Below are 15,055 nucleotides of genomic sequence, written 5' to 3' on the forward strand. Positions count from 1 at the left end.
CGGACCCATGGCAACGACGCAGCGGGTAGTGGTCACCGGCGCGAGCGGCAAGCTCGGCCAGTTCGTCGTCGAGCACCTGGCGGACTCGGGCTATCACGTGGTCGCGACCGACCGCGTGGCGCCCCCGCCGGGCAGCCCCGGCGACTTCACCGTCGCCGACCTGACGGACCTCGGCCAGGTGATCGAGCTCCTGTCCGGCGTGGACGAGGGGCGGGCCGCTGACGCCGTCGTGCACCTGTCCGCGATTCCCGCCCCTGGCATGGCGACCAACGCCGCGACGTTCCGCAACAACGTGCCCAGCACGTACAACGTGCTGCGCGCCGCTCAGGTCGTCGGCATCCGGAACGTGGTGACGGCGTCGTCGGAGACCGTGCTCGGCCTCCCGTTCGACGTGCCGCCGCCGTACCTCCCGGTGGACGAGGAGTACGACGTCCTGCCGCAGTCCACGTACTCGCTCGGCAAGTCGCTCGAGGAGGAGATGGCCAAGCACTTCACGCGGTGGGACCCGGAGCTGAAGGTCGTCGCGCTCAGGTTCTCCAACGTGATGCGTCCCGAGGACTACGCCGGCTTCCCGTCCTGGCAGGACGATGCGCAGGCCCGGCGCTGGAACCTGTGGGGCTACATCGACGGGCGCGACGGGGCGCAGGCGGTGCGCCGAGCACTCGAGGCGGAGCTCACGGGGTTCGAGGCGTTCGTCATCGCCAACGAGGACACCGTGATGCGGCGCAGCTCGGCCGAGCTGGCGGCGGAGGTCTTCCCCGACGTCCCGCTCCGCCGCCCGCTCGAGGGCCGCGAGACCCTGCTGAGCATCGACAAGGCCCGCCGCCTCCTGAACTACGCCCCGACCCATACCTGGCTGGACCACGCCTAGCCCGCTGAGCGCTGGGTATCTGTCGTTCTCAGCCCTCTTTCCACGGAGATACCCAGCACTCAGCGGCTGGGGAGGGTGATCTGGTCGCGGGTGCGGATCTCGGACCACGCCCGGGCGCGTGGGAGGCGGTGGATGGTGATGTCCGTCGGCCGGGTGCCCGACGGCGTCCGCGGCGGCTCCGCGAGCACGTCCGCCTCCGGGAGCGGGCCGAGACCCAGCCGGGTGAGCGCCGCGACGTCGGCCACCGGCACCTGGTACGTCCGGAACGGGCCCAGCGGCGGGATGTCGTCCCTGGCCAGCGCCTGGGCCGTGATCTCGTGGAGGCGCGCGTCGTCGAGCTGTGGCGTCTGGTCCAGCACGAAGCCGGTGGCCCGCAGCACGTCGCCCGGCCCCACCCACGCCACCACCTTCCAGAACAGGCGAGGGATCCGGACGCCGCGGTAGAGCGGGTCGTCGGCGGCGAAGACCGGGCCGGTCTGCACCGCCAGGCGGTGGTCATGGGCTGCGGCGTACGCGAGCACGTGGTCCTCGAGCCCGTTCCACAGCTCCTTCGACTGGTTGAACCTGTTCACCTGCGGCGCGGCGTTCGTGTAGGTGAACGTGTCGTGGTTGGCCCGGGCGGCGGTCTCGGCGTCGCCCCACACGGGGTCGAGACGGCGGACCAGGTGGCCGCGGTCCAGCGGGTTGCCCGAGTACAGCTCGCTGCCCGACTGCTCACCGGAAGCCACCCGGTGGTCCAGCCGCCACCGGCCGCTGCGGCGCAGGGCCAGCAGCGTCGCGCCGTCGACCATGCAGGCGGTGGCCGCAGCGAGCCGGCGCAGCGGATCGAGCAGCACCGAGAAGTGGGTGTAGTGCAGGACACGTACCTCGACGGGCGAGACCGGAAGCGGGACGGTGAAACCGAGGAACTCTGCGTCATAGCCGGTCACAGGGAGACAGCCAACCAGAGTCGGGCAGGTCATGACCAGACCAACAATCGGACACGATGAACGGGCATTGGCAATCTGGTCCTAGGCTCTCACCCGTGAGTGAATCAACTCAGACCGTTCGCGGCAACGCCCGGCACGAGGTACCCGACCCGCTGCGCGAGGATGTACGTCTCCTCGGCGGACTTCTCGGCAGGATCCTCCGCGAGGACGGGGGCCAGGATCTGCTGGACGACGTCGAACGTCTCCGCGAGCTGACCATCCGTGCCTACGGCGACCCGTCGCCCCACGCGCTGGACGAGGCGGCGGACGTGGTCGCGTCGTTCTCGGTCGAGCGCGCCGAACAGGTGGCTCGCGCGTTCACGTGCTACTTCCACCTCGCGAACCTCGCCGAGGAGTACCACCGCGTCCGCGTGCTGCGCTCCCGCGAGGCCGAGACCACCACGGGTCCGGCGGTCCTCGAGGACACCATCCCCGCGGCGTTCGCCCGGCTCACCGAAGAGGTGGGGCGGGACGAGGCGCTGCGCAGGCTCGGCGAGCTCGAGTTCCGGCCGGTCCTGACGGCACACCCGACCGAGGCGCGCCGTCGGGCGATCAGCGGCACCATCCGCCGCCTCGCGGACCTTCTGGCCGAGCGGGACACCCGCCGCCCCGGTGGTGTGACGCTCGCCGAGAACGAGCGGCGCATGCTCGGCGAGATCGACACCATGTGGCGCACCGCCCCCGTGCGGACCAGCAAGCCCTCGGTGATCGACGAGGTCAAGACCGTGATGGGCGTGTTCGACGCCGTCCTGGTGGACGTCTTCGGCGACGTGTACCGGCGGCTCGACGACTGGCTCCTGGCCGACGACGCCGGTCGTGCCACCCCCGTCGCGAAGCCGTTCGTAAAGCTCGGGACCTGGATCGGCGGCGACCGCGACGGCAACCCCAACGTCACCGCGGAGATCACCCGGCAGGCCGCGGCGCTCGCCGCGGACCACGCGCTGGCAGCGCTGGAGCGGCTTGCCGTGGAGACCGGACGCAAGCTGACGCTCGACGCCGAGGGCACCACCCCGTCGTCGGACCTCAACGCGCTCTGGCAGCGGATCCGCCAGATGTCCGAGGAGGTCGCCCGGCGGGCCCAGGAGGCCTCGCCGAACGAGCCCCACCGTGCGGTGATGCTGGCGCTCGCGGAGCGGATCTCCGCGACCCGGACCCGCGACGCCGACCTGGCCTACGCGAACGCCGAGCAGTTCGAGGCGGACCTGATCATCGTGCAGGACTCGTTGGTGGCGGCCGGCGCGGCACGCGCCGCGTACGGCGACCTGCAGCGCCTGGTCTGGCAGGTGCAGACCTTCGGGTTCCACCTGGCGGAGCTCGAGGTGCGGCAGCACTCGCAGGTGCACGCGGCGGCCCTCGACGAGATCCGCGAGCTGGGGGTGGGCGGCGCGCTGAGCGACAAGACCCGCGAGGTGCTCGACACCTATCGTGCCCTCGGCGCCATCCAGCGCCGGTTCGGCGAGCGTGCGGCGCGCCGCTACATCGTGTCGTTCACGCAGGCGCCGGAGCACCTGGCCGCCGTCTACGAGCTGGCCTCGTACGCCTTTGCGGACGACCCGGAGGCCGGGCCCGTGATCGACGCGATCCCCCTGTTCGAGACCTTCGCCGACCTGCAGAACTCGGTGCCGATCCTGGACTCGATGCTGACGCTGCCCGCGGTGCAGAAGCGGCTGACCGAGAACGGCCGGCGCGTCGAGGTCATGCTCGGCTACTCGGACTCGTCCAAGGACGTCGGTCCCGTGGCGGCGACGCTCGCGCTGCACGACGCCCAGTCGCGGATCGCCGAGTGGGCCCGCAACAACGACCTCAAGCTCACGCTGTTCCACGGCCGCGGTGGCGCGCTCGGCCGCGGCGGCGGCCCCGCCAACCGGGCGGTGCTGGCGCAGCCGCCGCACTCGGTGGACGGCCGGTTCAAGCTGACCGAGCAGGGCGAGGTCATCCTCGCCCGGTACGGCGACCCCGTCATCGCGTCCCGGCACATCGAGCAGGTGGCGGCGGCGACGCTGCTGGCGTCGGCGCCGTCGGTGGAGGCCGTCAACGAGAGCGCTGCCGCGAAGTTCGCCCCGCTCGCCAAGGCGCTCGACGCGACCTCCCGCGAGCGGTTCCACGAGCTCGTGAAGGCCGACGGGTTCCCGAAGTGGTTCGCGCAGGTCACGCCCCTGGAGGAGGTCGGCCTGCTGCCGATCGGTTCGCGGCCCGCCAAGCGCGGCCTCTCCGTCAACTCGCTCGACGACCTGCGTGCGATCCCCTGGGTCTTCTCCTGGTCGCAGGCCCGCATCAACCTGGCCGGCTGGTACGGCCTGGGCACCGCGCTCGCAGCGGTCGGCGACGTCGAGCTGCTGAAGTCGGCGCGCGCCGAGTGGCCGCTGTTCGCGACCATGCTCGACAACGTCGAGATGTCGCTCGCCAAGACCGACGAGCGGATCGCCGCGCAGTACCTCGCGCTGGGTTCGCGCGACGACCTTGCCGCGATGGTGCTCGACGAGCTCCGCCTCACGCGCGAGTGGGTGCTGAAGATCAGCGGCAACGAGTGGCCGCTGGCCTCCAAGCGGGTGCTCGGCCGGGCCGTCCAGCTGCGGTCGCCGTACGTCGATGCCCTCTCGTTGCTGCAGGTCCGCGCGCTGCGCGGCCTGCGTACCGGGTCCGACGGCAGCTCCGCCGTCGACGGCGACTACGCGGGACGGCTGCAGCACCTGCTGCTGCTGACCGTGAACGGTGTCTCGGCGGGCCTGCAGAACACGGGGTGAGCTCGGGCACGGCGCGCGCGGGATCGGGTGAGTTCGGTCGGTTGCGCGGGCGTCGGCCACGAGTTCGGTCGGTTGCTCCGAGATCGGTCCATTGATTGACCGATCTCGGAGCAACGGACCGATCTCAGTAAGGCAGCGATGCAACCGACCGAACTGGCAGCGCCTCGCCGACGACATCGGCGTCAGGCACAGAAGGATCCGCCGAACGATGGGAAGACGATGAGTGCAGTGCTGATCGGGACGTCCCACGGGACCGACGATCCTGCAGGGCAGGCCGCCGTGCGTGCGCTGCTCGACGGTGTCCGCGCGGCCCGGCCCGAGCTCGACGTGCGCGAGGCGTTCGTGGACGTCCAGCAGCCCGAGGTTGACGAGGTGCTGGCCGGGGCGGTGCGGGACGCGGGCTCCGCCACCGCCCGCGACGGCTCTGGCGCGGTATCCCCGGTCGGGGGCCCCACGGCGGTCGTCGTGCCGCTGCTCCTGTCGACGGGGTATCACGTACGGCACGACATCGCGCAGGCCGTCGCCGCGGTGAACACGGCGGGCGAGGACGTGGCTGTCGCCGCCGAACCGCTCGGGCCGCACCCCCTGCTCGTCGACATCCTCGCCGACCGGTACGCCGCCGCCGAGGCGGCGCACGGCCCGTTCCGGCCGGACGACGTGGTGGTGCTCGCGGCCGCCGGATCCTCGGTGGCGGCAGCCGCCACCGCGGTCGAGGAGGTCACGAGCGCGTTGGCTCAGCGACTCGGGCGGCCCGTCACACCATCGTACGGAGCGGGGGCGGAGCCGCGCGTGCCCGCCGCGGTGGCCGCTGCCCGGGCCGCGGCGGGCGCGACATCCGGGGCGTCCGAGACCTCCGGCGCCCCAGGTGCGTCTGCGCCGCGGGTGATCGTCGTGTCCTACCTGCTCGCGCCCGGATACTTCCTGGACCGCGTGCTGGAGGCGGGCGCCGATGTGGTGACGGACCCGGTCGCCGGTCCGGCCCGAGCCGAGAAGGCGGACCCCCGCCTGGTCCAGGTGGTCCTGGACCGCTACGACGCGGCGATCGCGTCCTGAGACCGTTCGGCTGGGCTCACGCCCAGCCGAACGCCGTCCGCACCCGCCCCACGCTGGACTGCAGGCCCCACTCGGCGGTCAGCGCCGCCAGCGCGTCGGGGTCGGCGGGCGCCTTGGGCACCGCCGGATCGAACGCCGGCAGCGGCGCGTCCCGTGCGACCTGGACGACGACGGGCGCGACCTGCAGGTAGGCGTCGGCCTCCTGCAGGCGACGGCGCTGCGTCGTGGTCAGGCCCTTGTCGCCGGCGTCACGGGCCGCGAGGATCCCGGCCAGGTCGCCGTACTGGGCGAGCAGCTTGGCCGCCGTCTTCTCGCCGACCCCCGGCACGCCGGGCAGGCCGTCGCTCGGGTCGCCCCTGAGCGTCGCCATGTCCGCATAGGCCTGTCCGGACGCGACGCCGTACCGCTCCGCCAGCCGCTTCTCGTTCACCACGTCGGGGTCGCGGATGCCGCGCGCCGGGTAGAGCACGCGCACCCCCGCGGCGTCGTCGACCAGCTGGAACAGGTCGCGGTCACCGGTGACGATGTCGACAGGGCCCGCGTTCTGCTCGACGGCGCGGGTGGTCAGGGTGCCGATGACGTCGTCGGCCTCGTAGCCGGGCACACCGACGCGCGCGATGCCGAGTGCGGCGAGCACCTCCACGATGATCGGGACCTGGGCGAGCAGTGCCTCGGGCACCTCCTCGATGCCGGTGGTGCCTGGTACCTCCTGCGCCACACGGTGCGCCTTGTAGCTCGGGATCGCCTCCACGCGGAACGCGGGGCGCCAGTCGTCGTCCCAGCACGCGACCATGCGGTCGGGGCCGTGTGTCGTGGCGAGCCAGGCGACGGTGTCGAGCAGGCCACGGACGGCGTTCACTGGCGCGCCGCTCGGTGCCCGCAGCGTGTCGGGGACGCCGAAGAAGGCGCGGAAGTACAGCGAGGCGGTGTCGAGGAGCATCAGGCTCATGCAGCGAAGCCTGCCACGGCACACCGACACGCGTACGTTGAGCGCGCTGTGGGCCCCGTAGGGCGCAGTACGGGAACAATCTGGGTGAAATGGCGGGCGAAGGCCGGTTCCGGTCTGGTGTGCCCGTAGTGTCCGAACATGGCAAGCAAAGAACAGCAGGTGACCGAGGTGATCGAGGGACTCGGCCTTGGCATGGCAGCTATCGGCGAGACGCGAGTCACGTCCGTGAAGGCGGACCTCGAGCGTGCGCTGAGCTACGCGTGGTCGAGCTGGGAACACACCAGCGACTACCCGTTGATCGAGCGGGTGCAGAAGCCGGAGAACGAGCTCCGGGCCGGGATCAGCGGATCGAGCCGGCGGACGAACGCCGCGGTCGTCTGGCGAGAGAGCGGCGGCCAGTTCGTCGTCGACATCGCGCTGGTGAACCGGACGCCCGAGGAAGCGGCGCGCTTCGTCGGCGACCGGCCGCTCAAGGAGTGGACCCTGCTGGCCGAGCTCTTCCTCGGCGCGGTGAACCCCGGCGAGGTGCCGGTGTAAGGCAGCCGAACGAGGTGCACCGCCCACGGCCAGCCGAGCGGCGCCACGGGCAGCCTCAGCCGTACGGTCCGCTCACCACCGTGCCCAGCCATGTGCCCAGCCCGGCGGCCGTGACGGTGACCATCAGCGTGCCCAGAGAGTTCGCCAGCGCGAGCCGCATCCGGCCGGACCGGGCCAGCCGCACGGACTCCACAGTGCTTGTGGAAAACGTGGTGTAGCCGCCGCACAGGCCGGTGACGAGGGCGAGCTGCACCAGGTGGGCGGTGCTGCTCGGCACCCCGAGGTGGAGGAGCGTGAGGAACAGCGTCGCGAACAGGCCGATGAGGAACGAGCCGGTCACGTTCACGACGAACGTCCCCCACGGGAACCCGCCGTTGTGGCGGTCCCGGATCTCGCCGTCGACCATGAACCGGGCGGCGGCGCCCAGCCCCCCGCCGACGGCCACCACGAGCAGCTCGAACATCTGTGTCACCTGCGCTCTCGTCGTCGGTCGGCGCGTGCGGCCAGCGCGATCCCGCCGAGGCAGGCAGCGGTCCCGCCCGCGAGGGTGAGCACCACGTAGAGCAGCGCGAGCCAGCCGAGCCCGCCGCCGAGCAGCTGGTGCGTCTGCAGCGCCAGCGCCGAGTACGTGGTGAAGCCGCCGAGCACGCCGGTACCGATCCCGATGCGGATCTTGCGGCGTCGCACGGTCTCGCGGCCGCGACGGGCGAGGGCCTCCAGGAGGTATCCCAGGGCGAGTGCGCCGACCACGTTGACCACGAGCGTCCCGATCGGGAAGAAGAGCACCGTCTCGGCCGCACTCGGGAAGAGGGTGGTCAGCGGCGTCAGGAGGACTCCCGACCAGATGGTCAGCAGGTGCCGGGCGACCGAGCCGGCGGCTCCGCCGAGCGCGACGAGACCGACGTACCGCCAGTCGCGATGCGGCGCTCGGGCCACCCGGTGTGCTCCTTCGTGAACGTTCGACAGGTCAGGTAAGAACCTATCGCTCACGACGTCGGCGCCGCCCCCGGGAGAACCACCACGGGTCGCGGCTGGTTGTGGATGAGCCGGCCGGCGACGGTCCCGCCCACGATGTTGGTGGTCCAGCCACGCAGGCCGGAGCGCCGAGCGCCGACGACGATCATCGCGGCCTCCACCTGGTCGGCCACTCGCCCCAGCTCGGCGGCCGGGTCGCCGGCGCCGCGCAGGGCGCTCCACGGCAGACCGACGTCGGCCATCGCCCTGTTCAGGCCCGCCAGGACGTCGGCCCCGTACGCGTCCGAGGACACAGCGATGTCCGGATCCACCGAGACGGTGAATCCCCGCGAGTCCGAGACGGCTGTCTCGTCGACCCACACGCATACGAGCTCGATCAGGCTTCCACCCAGGGACTGGACGAGCGACGCTGCCCGCCGAGCCAGGTCCGGATTCTTGTGGTCAACGCCGACCACCACGGATCGCACAGTCACCCTTGTGAGGGTATGGCCAAATGCCTACTCGAGGTGGCTCGGCAGGCCGAATCGGGAGAACCACTTCTCCGTGTCGAGAAAAGTGGTGATGCCGGTGATGTGCGAGCCGTCGTTCTCCAGCACCACGATGCCCCACGGGAAGTAGCCGCCCTTCGGGTCCTGCCGGTACTGGGCGAACCCCGGGGTGCCGTTGACGTGGATCGGCACGCAGCGGGAGCCCTCGCACCCGTTGCCCGGGCCGAGCATCCACGCCTGGATGTTCTCGATGCCCTCCAGCCACATCGCGTACGGCGGCATGTTCATGACCGCGTCCTCGCGCAGCAGGTTGGCCAGCGCCTGCATGTCGTACCGCTCGAACGCCGCGACGTACCGCTCCAGCAGCTCGGACTCGCTCGCCGACGGCGGTGCGGAAGCCTCCGAGGTGCCAGACCTGTCCGGTGCCTTGTCGGCGAGCGTCGCGCGCGCCCGTTGCAGCGCGCTGTTCACGGACGCCACCGACGTGTCGAGCAGCGTGGCGACCTCGGTCGCGGGCCACCGGAGCACCTCGCGCAGGATGAGAACCGCGCGCTGCTTGGCCGGCAGGTGCTGCAGCGCGGCGACGAACGCCAGGCGCACCGACTCACGCGCGATGGTCGTGTCCGCGGGGTCACCCGCGCCGGGGAGCACGTGCTCCGTCGGGACCGGTTCGACCCATGCGTACTCGGGCAGTACGTTCGCGAGGCTCTCCTCGACCGGGTCGACCGCGGCGCCGAGACCCATGGGTCGCTCGCGCTTGGCCCGGCTCGAACCCAGCTGGTCGAAGCAGACGTTCGTTGCGATCCGGTACAGCCAGGTGCGCAGCGAGGAACGGCCCTCGAACCGCTCGTAGGACCGCCACGCGCGCAGGAGGGTCTCCTGCACGGCGTCGTCGGCGTCGAACGCGCCGCCCAGCAGCCGATAGCAGTACCCGGTGAGCTCGCGGCGGTAGACCTCCAGCTGTGCGGAGAGCTCGTCCGCAGCCAGGTCCTCACCGGTGCTTTGCCTAGGATGTGACGCTGTCTGTGCCATGGATCACACGGTACGCGGCACCACTGACACGCTCCGGTGGATTCGATCCTGGCCGAAGCCACCGGCCGAAGTTCACCCCGGTGTCAGCGCAGGTCGAGCTCGAACCAGACGGTCTTGCCGGTCCGTCGGCTCCCCCGCCGGCCGGCCCGGTGCTGCCCTTCGGCCGGCTCGCCGTGCCGGTCCACTCCCCAGCGGGACGCGAGCCGCTCCAGGAACTGCACGCCGCGTCCGCCGAACTCGGTGACCGTCGGGTCGCGCAGCTCGGGCTGCGCGGTCGACGAGTCCCGCACCCCTACCCGCAGGCGCTCCATGTCCACCTCCACGGTGGCGGTGAACGGCGCCTGCCCGTGGTCGACGGCGTTGGTCAGCACCTCGGACGTCAGCAGCATCACCGTCCGGCGCAGCGCCATCGGTACGGCGCAGCTCTCCAGCACGTCGTCGACCCAGATGCGGGCCGGTCCGACGTCGCTCAGCGAGGGGGCGAGCTTGCGCTCCGCGGTGGCGGGACGCCCCAGCGACGGCGGGCCCGACGGTGCTGCCGCCCGCACGCGGACGGCGAGCACCGCGACGTCGTCCCGCTGGTCGTCCGAGGCGAGGCGACGTACGAGGGTGACGGGCAGCGCGGCGGTGGCCGTGTCGCCCAGCACGCCGAGCGTCTTCTGCAGGCGGTTCAGCCACTGGTCCGGCGTGGTGCCACGCTGCTCGGCGAGGCCGTCCGTGTAGAGCAGGAGCGTGTCGCCGGGGTGCAGCGTCGTGACGTGGTCGGTGCGTTTCGCCGTCGGCCGTACACCGAGCATCATGTCCGGCAGCACCGAGAGGCGCTCCACCGTCCCGTCCTGCCTGAGCACGAGGGGCGGCGGATGGCCGGCGGTCGACCACGTGAGCTGGTAGGCCGCGCCGGCCCGCTCCAGGCGGGCGACCACCGCGGTCCCGCTGGCGAGCAGCCCCAGGCCCGAGTTGGCCTTGTCGAGCAGGGACAACAGGGCCGACGGCGACTCGTCGTGGCTCCACGCGAACGCGCGCAGCAGGGACCTGAGCTGGCCCATCTTGGCCGCGGCGCGCATGTCGTGACCCGTCACGTCGCCGATCATGAACATGGTCGCGTCGTCGTCCACCGCTACGGCGTCGTACCAGTCGCCGCCTATCTGGTCGGAGCGTGTGGCGGGGGAGTAGGTGGCCGCCATGTCGAGGTGCGGCACCTCGGGCAGCCGGCTGAGCATCGCCCGCTGCAGCGTCTTCGCGGACTCGCGGCGCTCTTCCAGGAGCCGCGCGCGCTCGAGCGCGTGACCCGTGTAGTGCGCGAGGCCGGTCTGGAGGGCGTACGAGTCCTTGTCCGGCCCGCGGTCACGGTCCCACGCCAGCCCGATGACGGCGACCACGGCGCCGGCCGTCATCACCGGGAGGAACGCGCGGGCGCCGATGTCCGGGTCGCAGAGGTCCTGGAGGTCCGGGAAGGCCGAGAAGAGCTCGTCACCCGACCGGAAGAGCAGCGGGCGGCCCGTCCGGGCGGCCTCGGCCAGCGGCCGCTGGTCGTCCAGCTTCGCCTGCCGCAGCCGCTGCGGGAACTGCGGCTCGGCGTGGACGAGCGAGCGATAGGTGATCCCCCGCCCGTCGGCGTCCATCAGGGCGAACGCGCAGTACCGCGCGCCGATACCGGCGGTGCTGACCTCGACGATCACCTCTTCGACCTGGTCCATGGTGTTGGCGTTCGCGAACGCCTCGCTCAGCGAGAGCAGGAACCGGCTACGCCGGTTGGCGCGGACCGCCGTCTGCTGGATCCGGCGCGCGCGTTCCCGCTCGGCCCGCAGCCGCAGCTCGGCGGTGCAGGCAGCGGCGAGGTCGGCGAGGGAGGCGCGGTCGTCCTCCGACCACTCGCGGGGCTCGTCGGCCACCGCGCACAGCGCGCCGACGGCGCGGCCGCGCAGGTCGAACACGGGATAGCCGGCGACGGCGACCAGGCCCATCTCGCGGACGAGGTAGTTGTCGCGCAGGATCGGGTCGAGGCGGGCGTCCGACGAGACGACCGGCTCGCCGCGCGTGGCGATCACGTTCGTGAGCGTCCCTGGGTACTGCAGCATGCGGTTCGACTGCATCGGTTCCGGCATGCCCGAGGAACCCGCCAGCACCTGCCCCTGAGGGACCACGAAGTACACGACGGCCGCCGGCACCTTCAGGTGGCGCCGGACCAGGCGAGCAAAACGGTCAAAGGCCTCATCAGCAGTGGGAGCACCGAGACCGACGTGCTCAAGGTCTCGCAACGCCTGGAGGTCCGTCGGCATCTGCTCAGTATTGCGAGAGAAGGGCTCGTGCGCGACAGATGTACCGGATGTGTCCCTTTTGCGCCGGGCAGGTAGCCTGCCGCGTTCGGGTCATACTTCGAGCAGGCCGCGCTGGTGCGCGAGGCTCACCGCTTCTGCCCGTCCCGAGGCGCCGAGCTTGGCGAGCAGGTTGGACACGTGCACGCTCACCGTCTTGGTGGAGATGAAGAGACGTTCGCCGATCTGCCGGTTCGAGAGGCCCTGCGCGACGAGTCCGAGCACCTCTTCCTCGCGGTCCGTCAGGGTCGACGCGGTGGCGCGACGTACGCCCGGCAGGTCGAGCCGCGCCCGCCTTGCCAGTGCGCGGACGGCCTCGGCCAGGGGCTTCGCGCCCATGTCCTCCGCCTCCGAGAGCGCCTCGGCCGCCTCCACCTCGGCGGCCTCCCGTTCGCCGGTCCCCAGCAGTGCCTCGGCCCAGCGGTAGCGCGACCGCGCCACCTCGTAGCGGTAACCGAAGTCGAAGGCGTTCACCGTCTCCTGCCACGCCTCGGCGGCCTCCCGCCACAGCCTGCCCGAGGCCGGTTCGTCGCTCTCGTCGCCCGCCGGTCCCTGGCCATACCCGACCACGGCGTGCAGGCGGGCGTTCTCCGCGGTCGCCCGCTGCAGCCAGGCACTGCCCTCGGGGCCGAGCACGCCGCCGCGGGGGCGGCCGCGCTGGGCGGTCTCCCGTGCGACGGCGAGGAGCGAGTCACCGCTCTCGATCCGGGCGGCGGCGCGGGACTCGACGGCCGTCGCGGCGGCGGAGCCCGGAGCGCCGACGCGCCCCGCCGAACGGTCGGCCTCGGCCGCGTCGGCCAGGGCAGCGATCGCCAGCGCGGACAGCCAGATCCGGCCGAGGAACACCTCCGTCCACACCTCGCCGAGGTGGTCGGTGATCCGTACGGCCAGGGCCGCCGCGTCGTCGTACCGACCGGCCCACGTGAGGGCGTCGACCATGCTGCCGCCACCTATCAGGGCGATCATGCCGTCGTTCTGCCAGTGGTCCAGCAGGGCCTCGCCACGGGCGAGCACGTCGTCGTCGCCGCGGGCGACCGCCGCGTACATCCGGCACGCGTCCATGACGTGCTTGGACGTGGCGGGGACGCCGTCGGCGGCACGGGCCGTCAGGTCGCCGCGGAAGTAGAGCATGACCTCCTGCAGGATGCGCAGGTTGACGGTGGGCGTGCTCCAGGCGAGGCCGAGCTCCTCGGCCCGGGCGAGGGCGTGCTGCACCCGCTGCTCCGCCGTGTCCAGCTCACCCGCGTAGAAGCGGTTGGCCGTGGCGTTGTAGAGGGTGCGCATCTCGGTGAGCACGTCCCCTGCCTCGACGGCTGCCGAACGCGCCTCGTCGAGGAGCGCCGCCGCCCGGTCGGGGTCGGCGACGTCGAGCACGGCGAGCGTGGAGAGCGCGGCGGCGAGCGCGCCGGGCTGGCCCGTGGCACGCGCCTCCTCGATGGCGCAGGCGGCGTGCACGCGGGCGTCGTCGTCCTGGTCGACGATCATCGCGATCCGAGCGAGCAGGGCGTTGGTCCAGATCCGCTCCGGGCTGCGCTTCGGCAGGATCTCCAGGGCGGCCCGCAGGTCCGCGATCGCCGCTTCGACCTGGCCCGGTGTCTCGTCCCAGGTGGGCAGGTCGAGGTTGCGGTGCACGAGCACGTGCTGCAGGCCGGCGCGCCGCACGGGGTCGTCGACGCCTTCGACCGCGCGTCTGGTCAGCTTGACCGCGCGCATCGGGTCGCCTGCTCGTGCGGCCGCCTCGCCCGCCGACAGGGCGACGGAGACCCGGTCCTCGCCGATCCGTTCCTCGGCGTCCGGGACCGACTCCCACAGCGCCAGCACCTGCTCCCAGTGCTTGAGCTCTTCCTCGGGTGCGAGCAGTCGGCGGGCGCGCAGGGCGGCGTCACGCGACGCGCTCAGGGCAGCGGGCAGGTCGTGCCCCTCGAAGGCGTGGTGGGCGCGTTCGGCCGCGCTGCCGATCGGCATGCCGTCCGGCCCGTCCTGCTCAATCACCGCGAGGTAGGCACGGTGCACCGCCGAGCGTTCGCCCGGGAGCAGGTCGGCGTACAGGGCCTCGGCCAGCAGCGCGTGCCGGAACTCCAGGCACGCGTCGCACACCACGAGGACCTGCTGGGTCACGGCCTCGCGCAGCGCGGCGTCGATGTCCGGCGCGCCCCAGCGCGCGGCGGCGGCCCGGAGCAGGTCCTCCCGCACGCGGCGTCCGGCGACCGACGCGATGCGCAGCACCTGCTGCACCTCGGGGTCCAGCCGTTCGAGCCGGGTGCGGAGCACCTCGGTGAGAGTCCAGGGCAGGCTCGCCGAGTCCGGTCCGGCGTCCAGGAGCTCTTCCGCGAAGAATGCGTTGCCCTCCGACCGGTCCAGCACCTCGGCGAAACCCGCGGGCGTCAGCGGCCGGCCGACCAGGGCGGTGGTGAACTCACGCAGCTCGTCCTCGTTGAAGGGCTGCAGGTCCATCCGCTCGACGTGCTCCAGCCGAGACAGCTCGGCGAGCAGCGGGCGCAGGGGATGACGCCTGTCGACGTCGTCCGTCCGGTAGGTCACCACGATCAGTACGTTCTCGGAGCGTGCGCGGGCCGCGAGGAACCGCAGCACGTCGCGCGTCGACGCGTCCGCCCAGTGCGCGTCCTCGATCACCAGGACGAGCGGACGCTCCGGCACGCCGGAGAGTGCGAGGCTGCGACCGATGCCCTCGAAGAGCTGGAGCCGCTCGTCATGGTCGGCGTCGCCGGTCCCGCCGGGCTCCAGGAGACGCCAGAGCGCCGGCCGCTCGGCCACCAGCTCGGTGACCCGCGCCGCGGCCTCAGGCCCCGCGGCACCGGCCTGCAGCTGGGTCAGCGCCTCGGTGAACGGCAGGTACGGGATGCCCACCTGGCCAAGGTCCACGCAGTGGACCACCACGGCACTCGCCCCCGCCTGCTCCGCCGCCTGGGCGACGTGGGTGATCAGACGCGTCTTGCCCACGCCGGCGTCACCACCCGCCAGCACGAAGCCGGGACGGCCCGCCGAGGCGCGCCCCACCGCCAGCAGGAGGGAGGAAACCTGCTCCTGCCGGGAGACCAGGGGGATCGTCGTGGAGCGTCGCACCTGCACATCGTGCCACCGCTCACCGACACTCCCCCCGGC

Annotated in this window: 12 protein-coding genes; 4 read left to right on the forward strand and 8 right to left on the reverse strand. The window is 72.3% G+C overall.

Annotated features, from left to right (window positions below):
• Positions 1-7 precede the first annotated feature (7 nt).
• Entirely contained in the window at positions 8-871 is an 864-nt protein-coding gene (locus AB0I32_RS05195) for an NAD(P)-dependent oxidoreductase (RefSeq protein WP_357503578.1), read from the forward strand.
• A gap of 59 nt (positions 872-930) precedes the next feature.
• Here AB0I32_RS05195 and AB0I32_RS05200 read toward each other — a convergent pair whose 3' ends face one another.
• Positions 931-1,800 (reverse strand): DNA/RNA non-specific endonuclease, encoded by an 870-nt coding sequence (locus AB0I32_RS05200; protein WP_357503580.1) that lies wholly within the window; start codon positions 1,798-1,800, stop codon positions 931-933.
• Positions 1,801-1,856: 56 nt separating this feature from the next.
• Between AB0I32_RS05200 and AB0I32_RS05205 the strand changes: the two genes are divergently transcribed.
• Together AB0I32_RS05205 and AB0I32_RS05210 are read left to right on the forward strand one after the other, a co-directional pair.
• Positions 1,857-4,583: a phosphoenolpyruvate carboxylase gene (locus AB0I32_RS05205; RefSeq protein ID WP_357503582.1), complete on the forward strand. Its 2,727-nt coding sequence runs from the start codon at positions 1,857-1,859 to the stop codon at positions 4,581-4,583.
• Positions 4,584-4,802: 219 nt separating this feature from the next.
• Complete coding sequence (locus AB0I32_RS05210) at positions 4,803-5,636, forward strand: CbiX/SirB N-terminal domain-containing protein (protein WP_357503584.1); 834 nt, start codon at positions 4,803-4,805, stop codon at positions 5,634-5,636.
• 16 nt (positions 5,637-5,652) lie between these two features.
• On the opposite strand, the gene AB0I32_RS05215 is transcribed toward AB0I32_RS05210, so the two are convergent.
• Positions 5,653-6,585 (reverse strand): 5'-3' exonuclease, encoded by a 933-nt coding sequence (locus tag AB0I32_RS05215; RefSeq protein WP_357503586.1) that lies wholly within the window; start codon positions 6,583-6,585, stop codon positions 5,653-5,655.
• Between the two features lie 138 nt (positions 6,586-6,723).
• Here AB0I32_RS05215 and AB0I32_RS05220 point away from each other — a divergent pair, with 138 nt between their 5' ends.
• Positions 6,724-7,122 carry a hypothetical protein gene (locus tag AB0I32_RS05220; protein ID WP_357503588.1) on the forward strand — a complete coding sequence of 133 codons (399 nt, stop codon included), beginning with the start codon at positions 6,724-6,726 and terminating at the stop codon, positions 7,120-7,122.
• 55 nt (positions 7,123-7,177) lie between these two features.
• On the opposite strand, the gene AB0I32_RS05225 is transcribed toward AB0I32_RS05220, so the two are convergent.
• The 6 genes from AB0I32_RS05225 to AB0I32_RS05250 form a co-directional block, all read right to left on the reverse strand.
• Positions 7,178-7,585: a CrcB family protein gene (locus tag AB0I32_RS05225; protein ID WP_357503912.1), complete on the reverse strand. Its 408-nt coding sequence runs from the start codon at positions 7,583-7,585 to the stop codon at positions 7,178-7,180.
• 5 nt (positions 7,586-7,590) lie between these two features.
• On the reverse strand, positions 7,591-8,058 hold the full coding sequence (locus AB0I32_RS05230; protein WP_357503590.1) for a CrcB family protein: 468 nt from the start codon (positions 8,056-8,058) through the stop codon (positions 7,591-7,593).
• A 50-nt stretch (positions 8,059-8,108) separates the two neighbouring features.
• The gene (locus AB0I32_RS05235; RefSeq protein ID WP_357503592.1) at positions 8,109-8,570 is read right to left on the reverse strand and encodes a universal stress protein; all 462 of its coding nucleotides are present in this window, start codon (positions 8,568-8,570) and stop codon (positions 8,109-8,111) included.
• Between the two features lie 24 nt (positions 8,571-8,594).
• Positions 8,595-9,617, reverse strand: a complete 1,023-nt coding sequence (locus AB0I32_RS05240) for a sigma-70 family RNA polymerase sigma factor (protein ID WP_357503594.1) — start codon at positions 9,615-9,617, stop codon at positions 8,595-8,597.
• A gap of 83 nt (positions 9,618-9,700) precedes the next feature.
• Positions 9,701-11,896, reverse strand: coding sequence for a SpoIIE family protein phosphatase (locus tag AB0I32_RS05245; protein ID WP_357503596.1), 2,196 nt, complete (start codon positions 11,894-11,896; stop codon positions 9,701-9,703).
• Positions 11,897-11,986: 90 nt separating this feature from the next.
• Positions 11,987-15,016: an AAA family ATPase gene (locus AB0I32_RS05250; protein ID WP_357503598.1), complete on the reverse strand. Its 3,030-nt coding sequence runs from the start codon at positions 15,014-15,016 to the stop codon at positions 11,987-11,989.
• Positions 15,017-15,055 lie beyond the last annotated feature (39 nt).

This window comes from Promicromonospora sp. NPDC050249 (assembly GCF_040656015.1).
Taxonomy (GTDB): Bacteria; Actinomycetota; Actinomycetes; order Actinomycetales; family Cellulomonadaceae; genus Promicromonospora.

Coding starts and splice junctions, on each gene's coding strand:
- AB0I32_RS05195 (WP_357503578.1), top strand. CDS start 8: ATGGCAACGACGCAGCGGGTAGTGGTCACCGGCGCGAGCGGCAAGCTC.
- AB0I32_RS05205 (WP_357503582.1), top strand. CDS start 1,857: ATGAACGGGCATTGGCAATCTGGTCCTAGGCTCTCACCCGTGAGTGAA.
- AB0I32_RS05210 (WP_357503584.1), top strand. CDS start 4,803: ATGAGTGCAGTGCTGATCGGGACGTCCCACGGGACCGACGATCCTGCA.
- AB0I32_RS05215 (WP_357503586.1), bottom strand. CDS start 6,585: ATGAGCCTGATGCTCCTCGACACCGCCTCGCTGTACTTCCGCGCCTTC.
- AB0I32_RS05220 (WP_357503588.1), top strand. CDS start 6,724: ATGGCAAGCAAAGAACAGCAGGTGACCGAGGTGATCGAGGGACTCGGC.
- AB0I32_RS05225 (WP_357503912.1), bottom strand. CDS start 7,585: ATGTTCGAGCTGCTCGTGGTGGCCGTCGGCGGGGGGCTGGGCGCCGCC.
- AB0I32_RS05240 (WP_357503594.1), bottom strand. CDS start 9,617: ATGGCACAGACAGCGTCACATCCTAGGCAAAGCACCGGTGAGGACCTG.
- AB0I32_RS05245 (WP_357503596.1), bottom strand. CDS start 11,896: ATGCCGACGGACCTCCAGGCGTTGCGAGACCTTGAGCACGTCGGTCTC.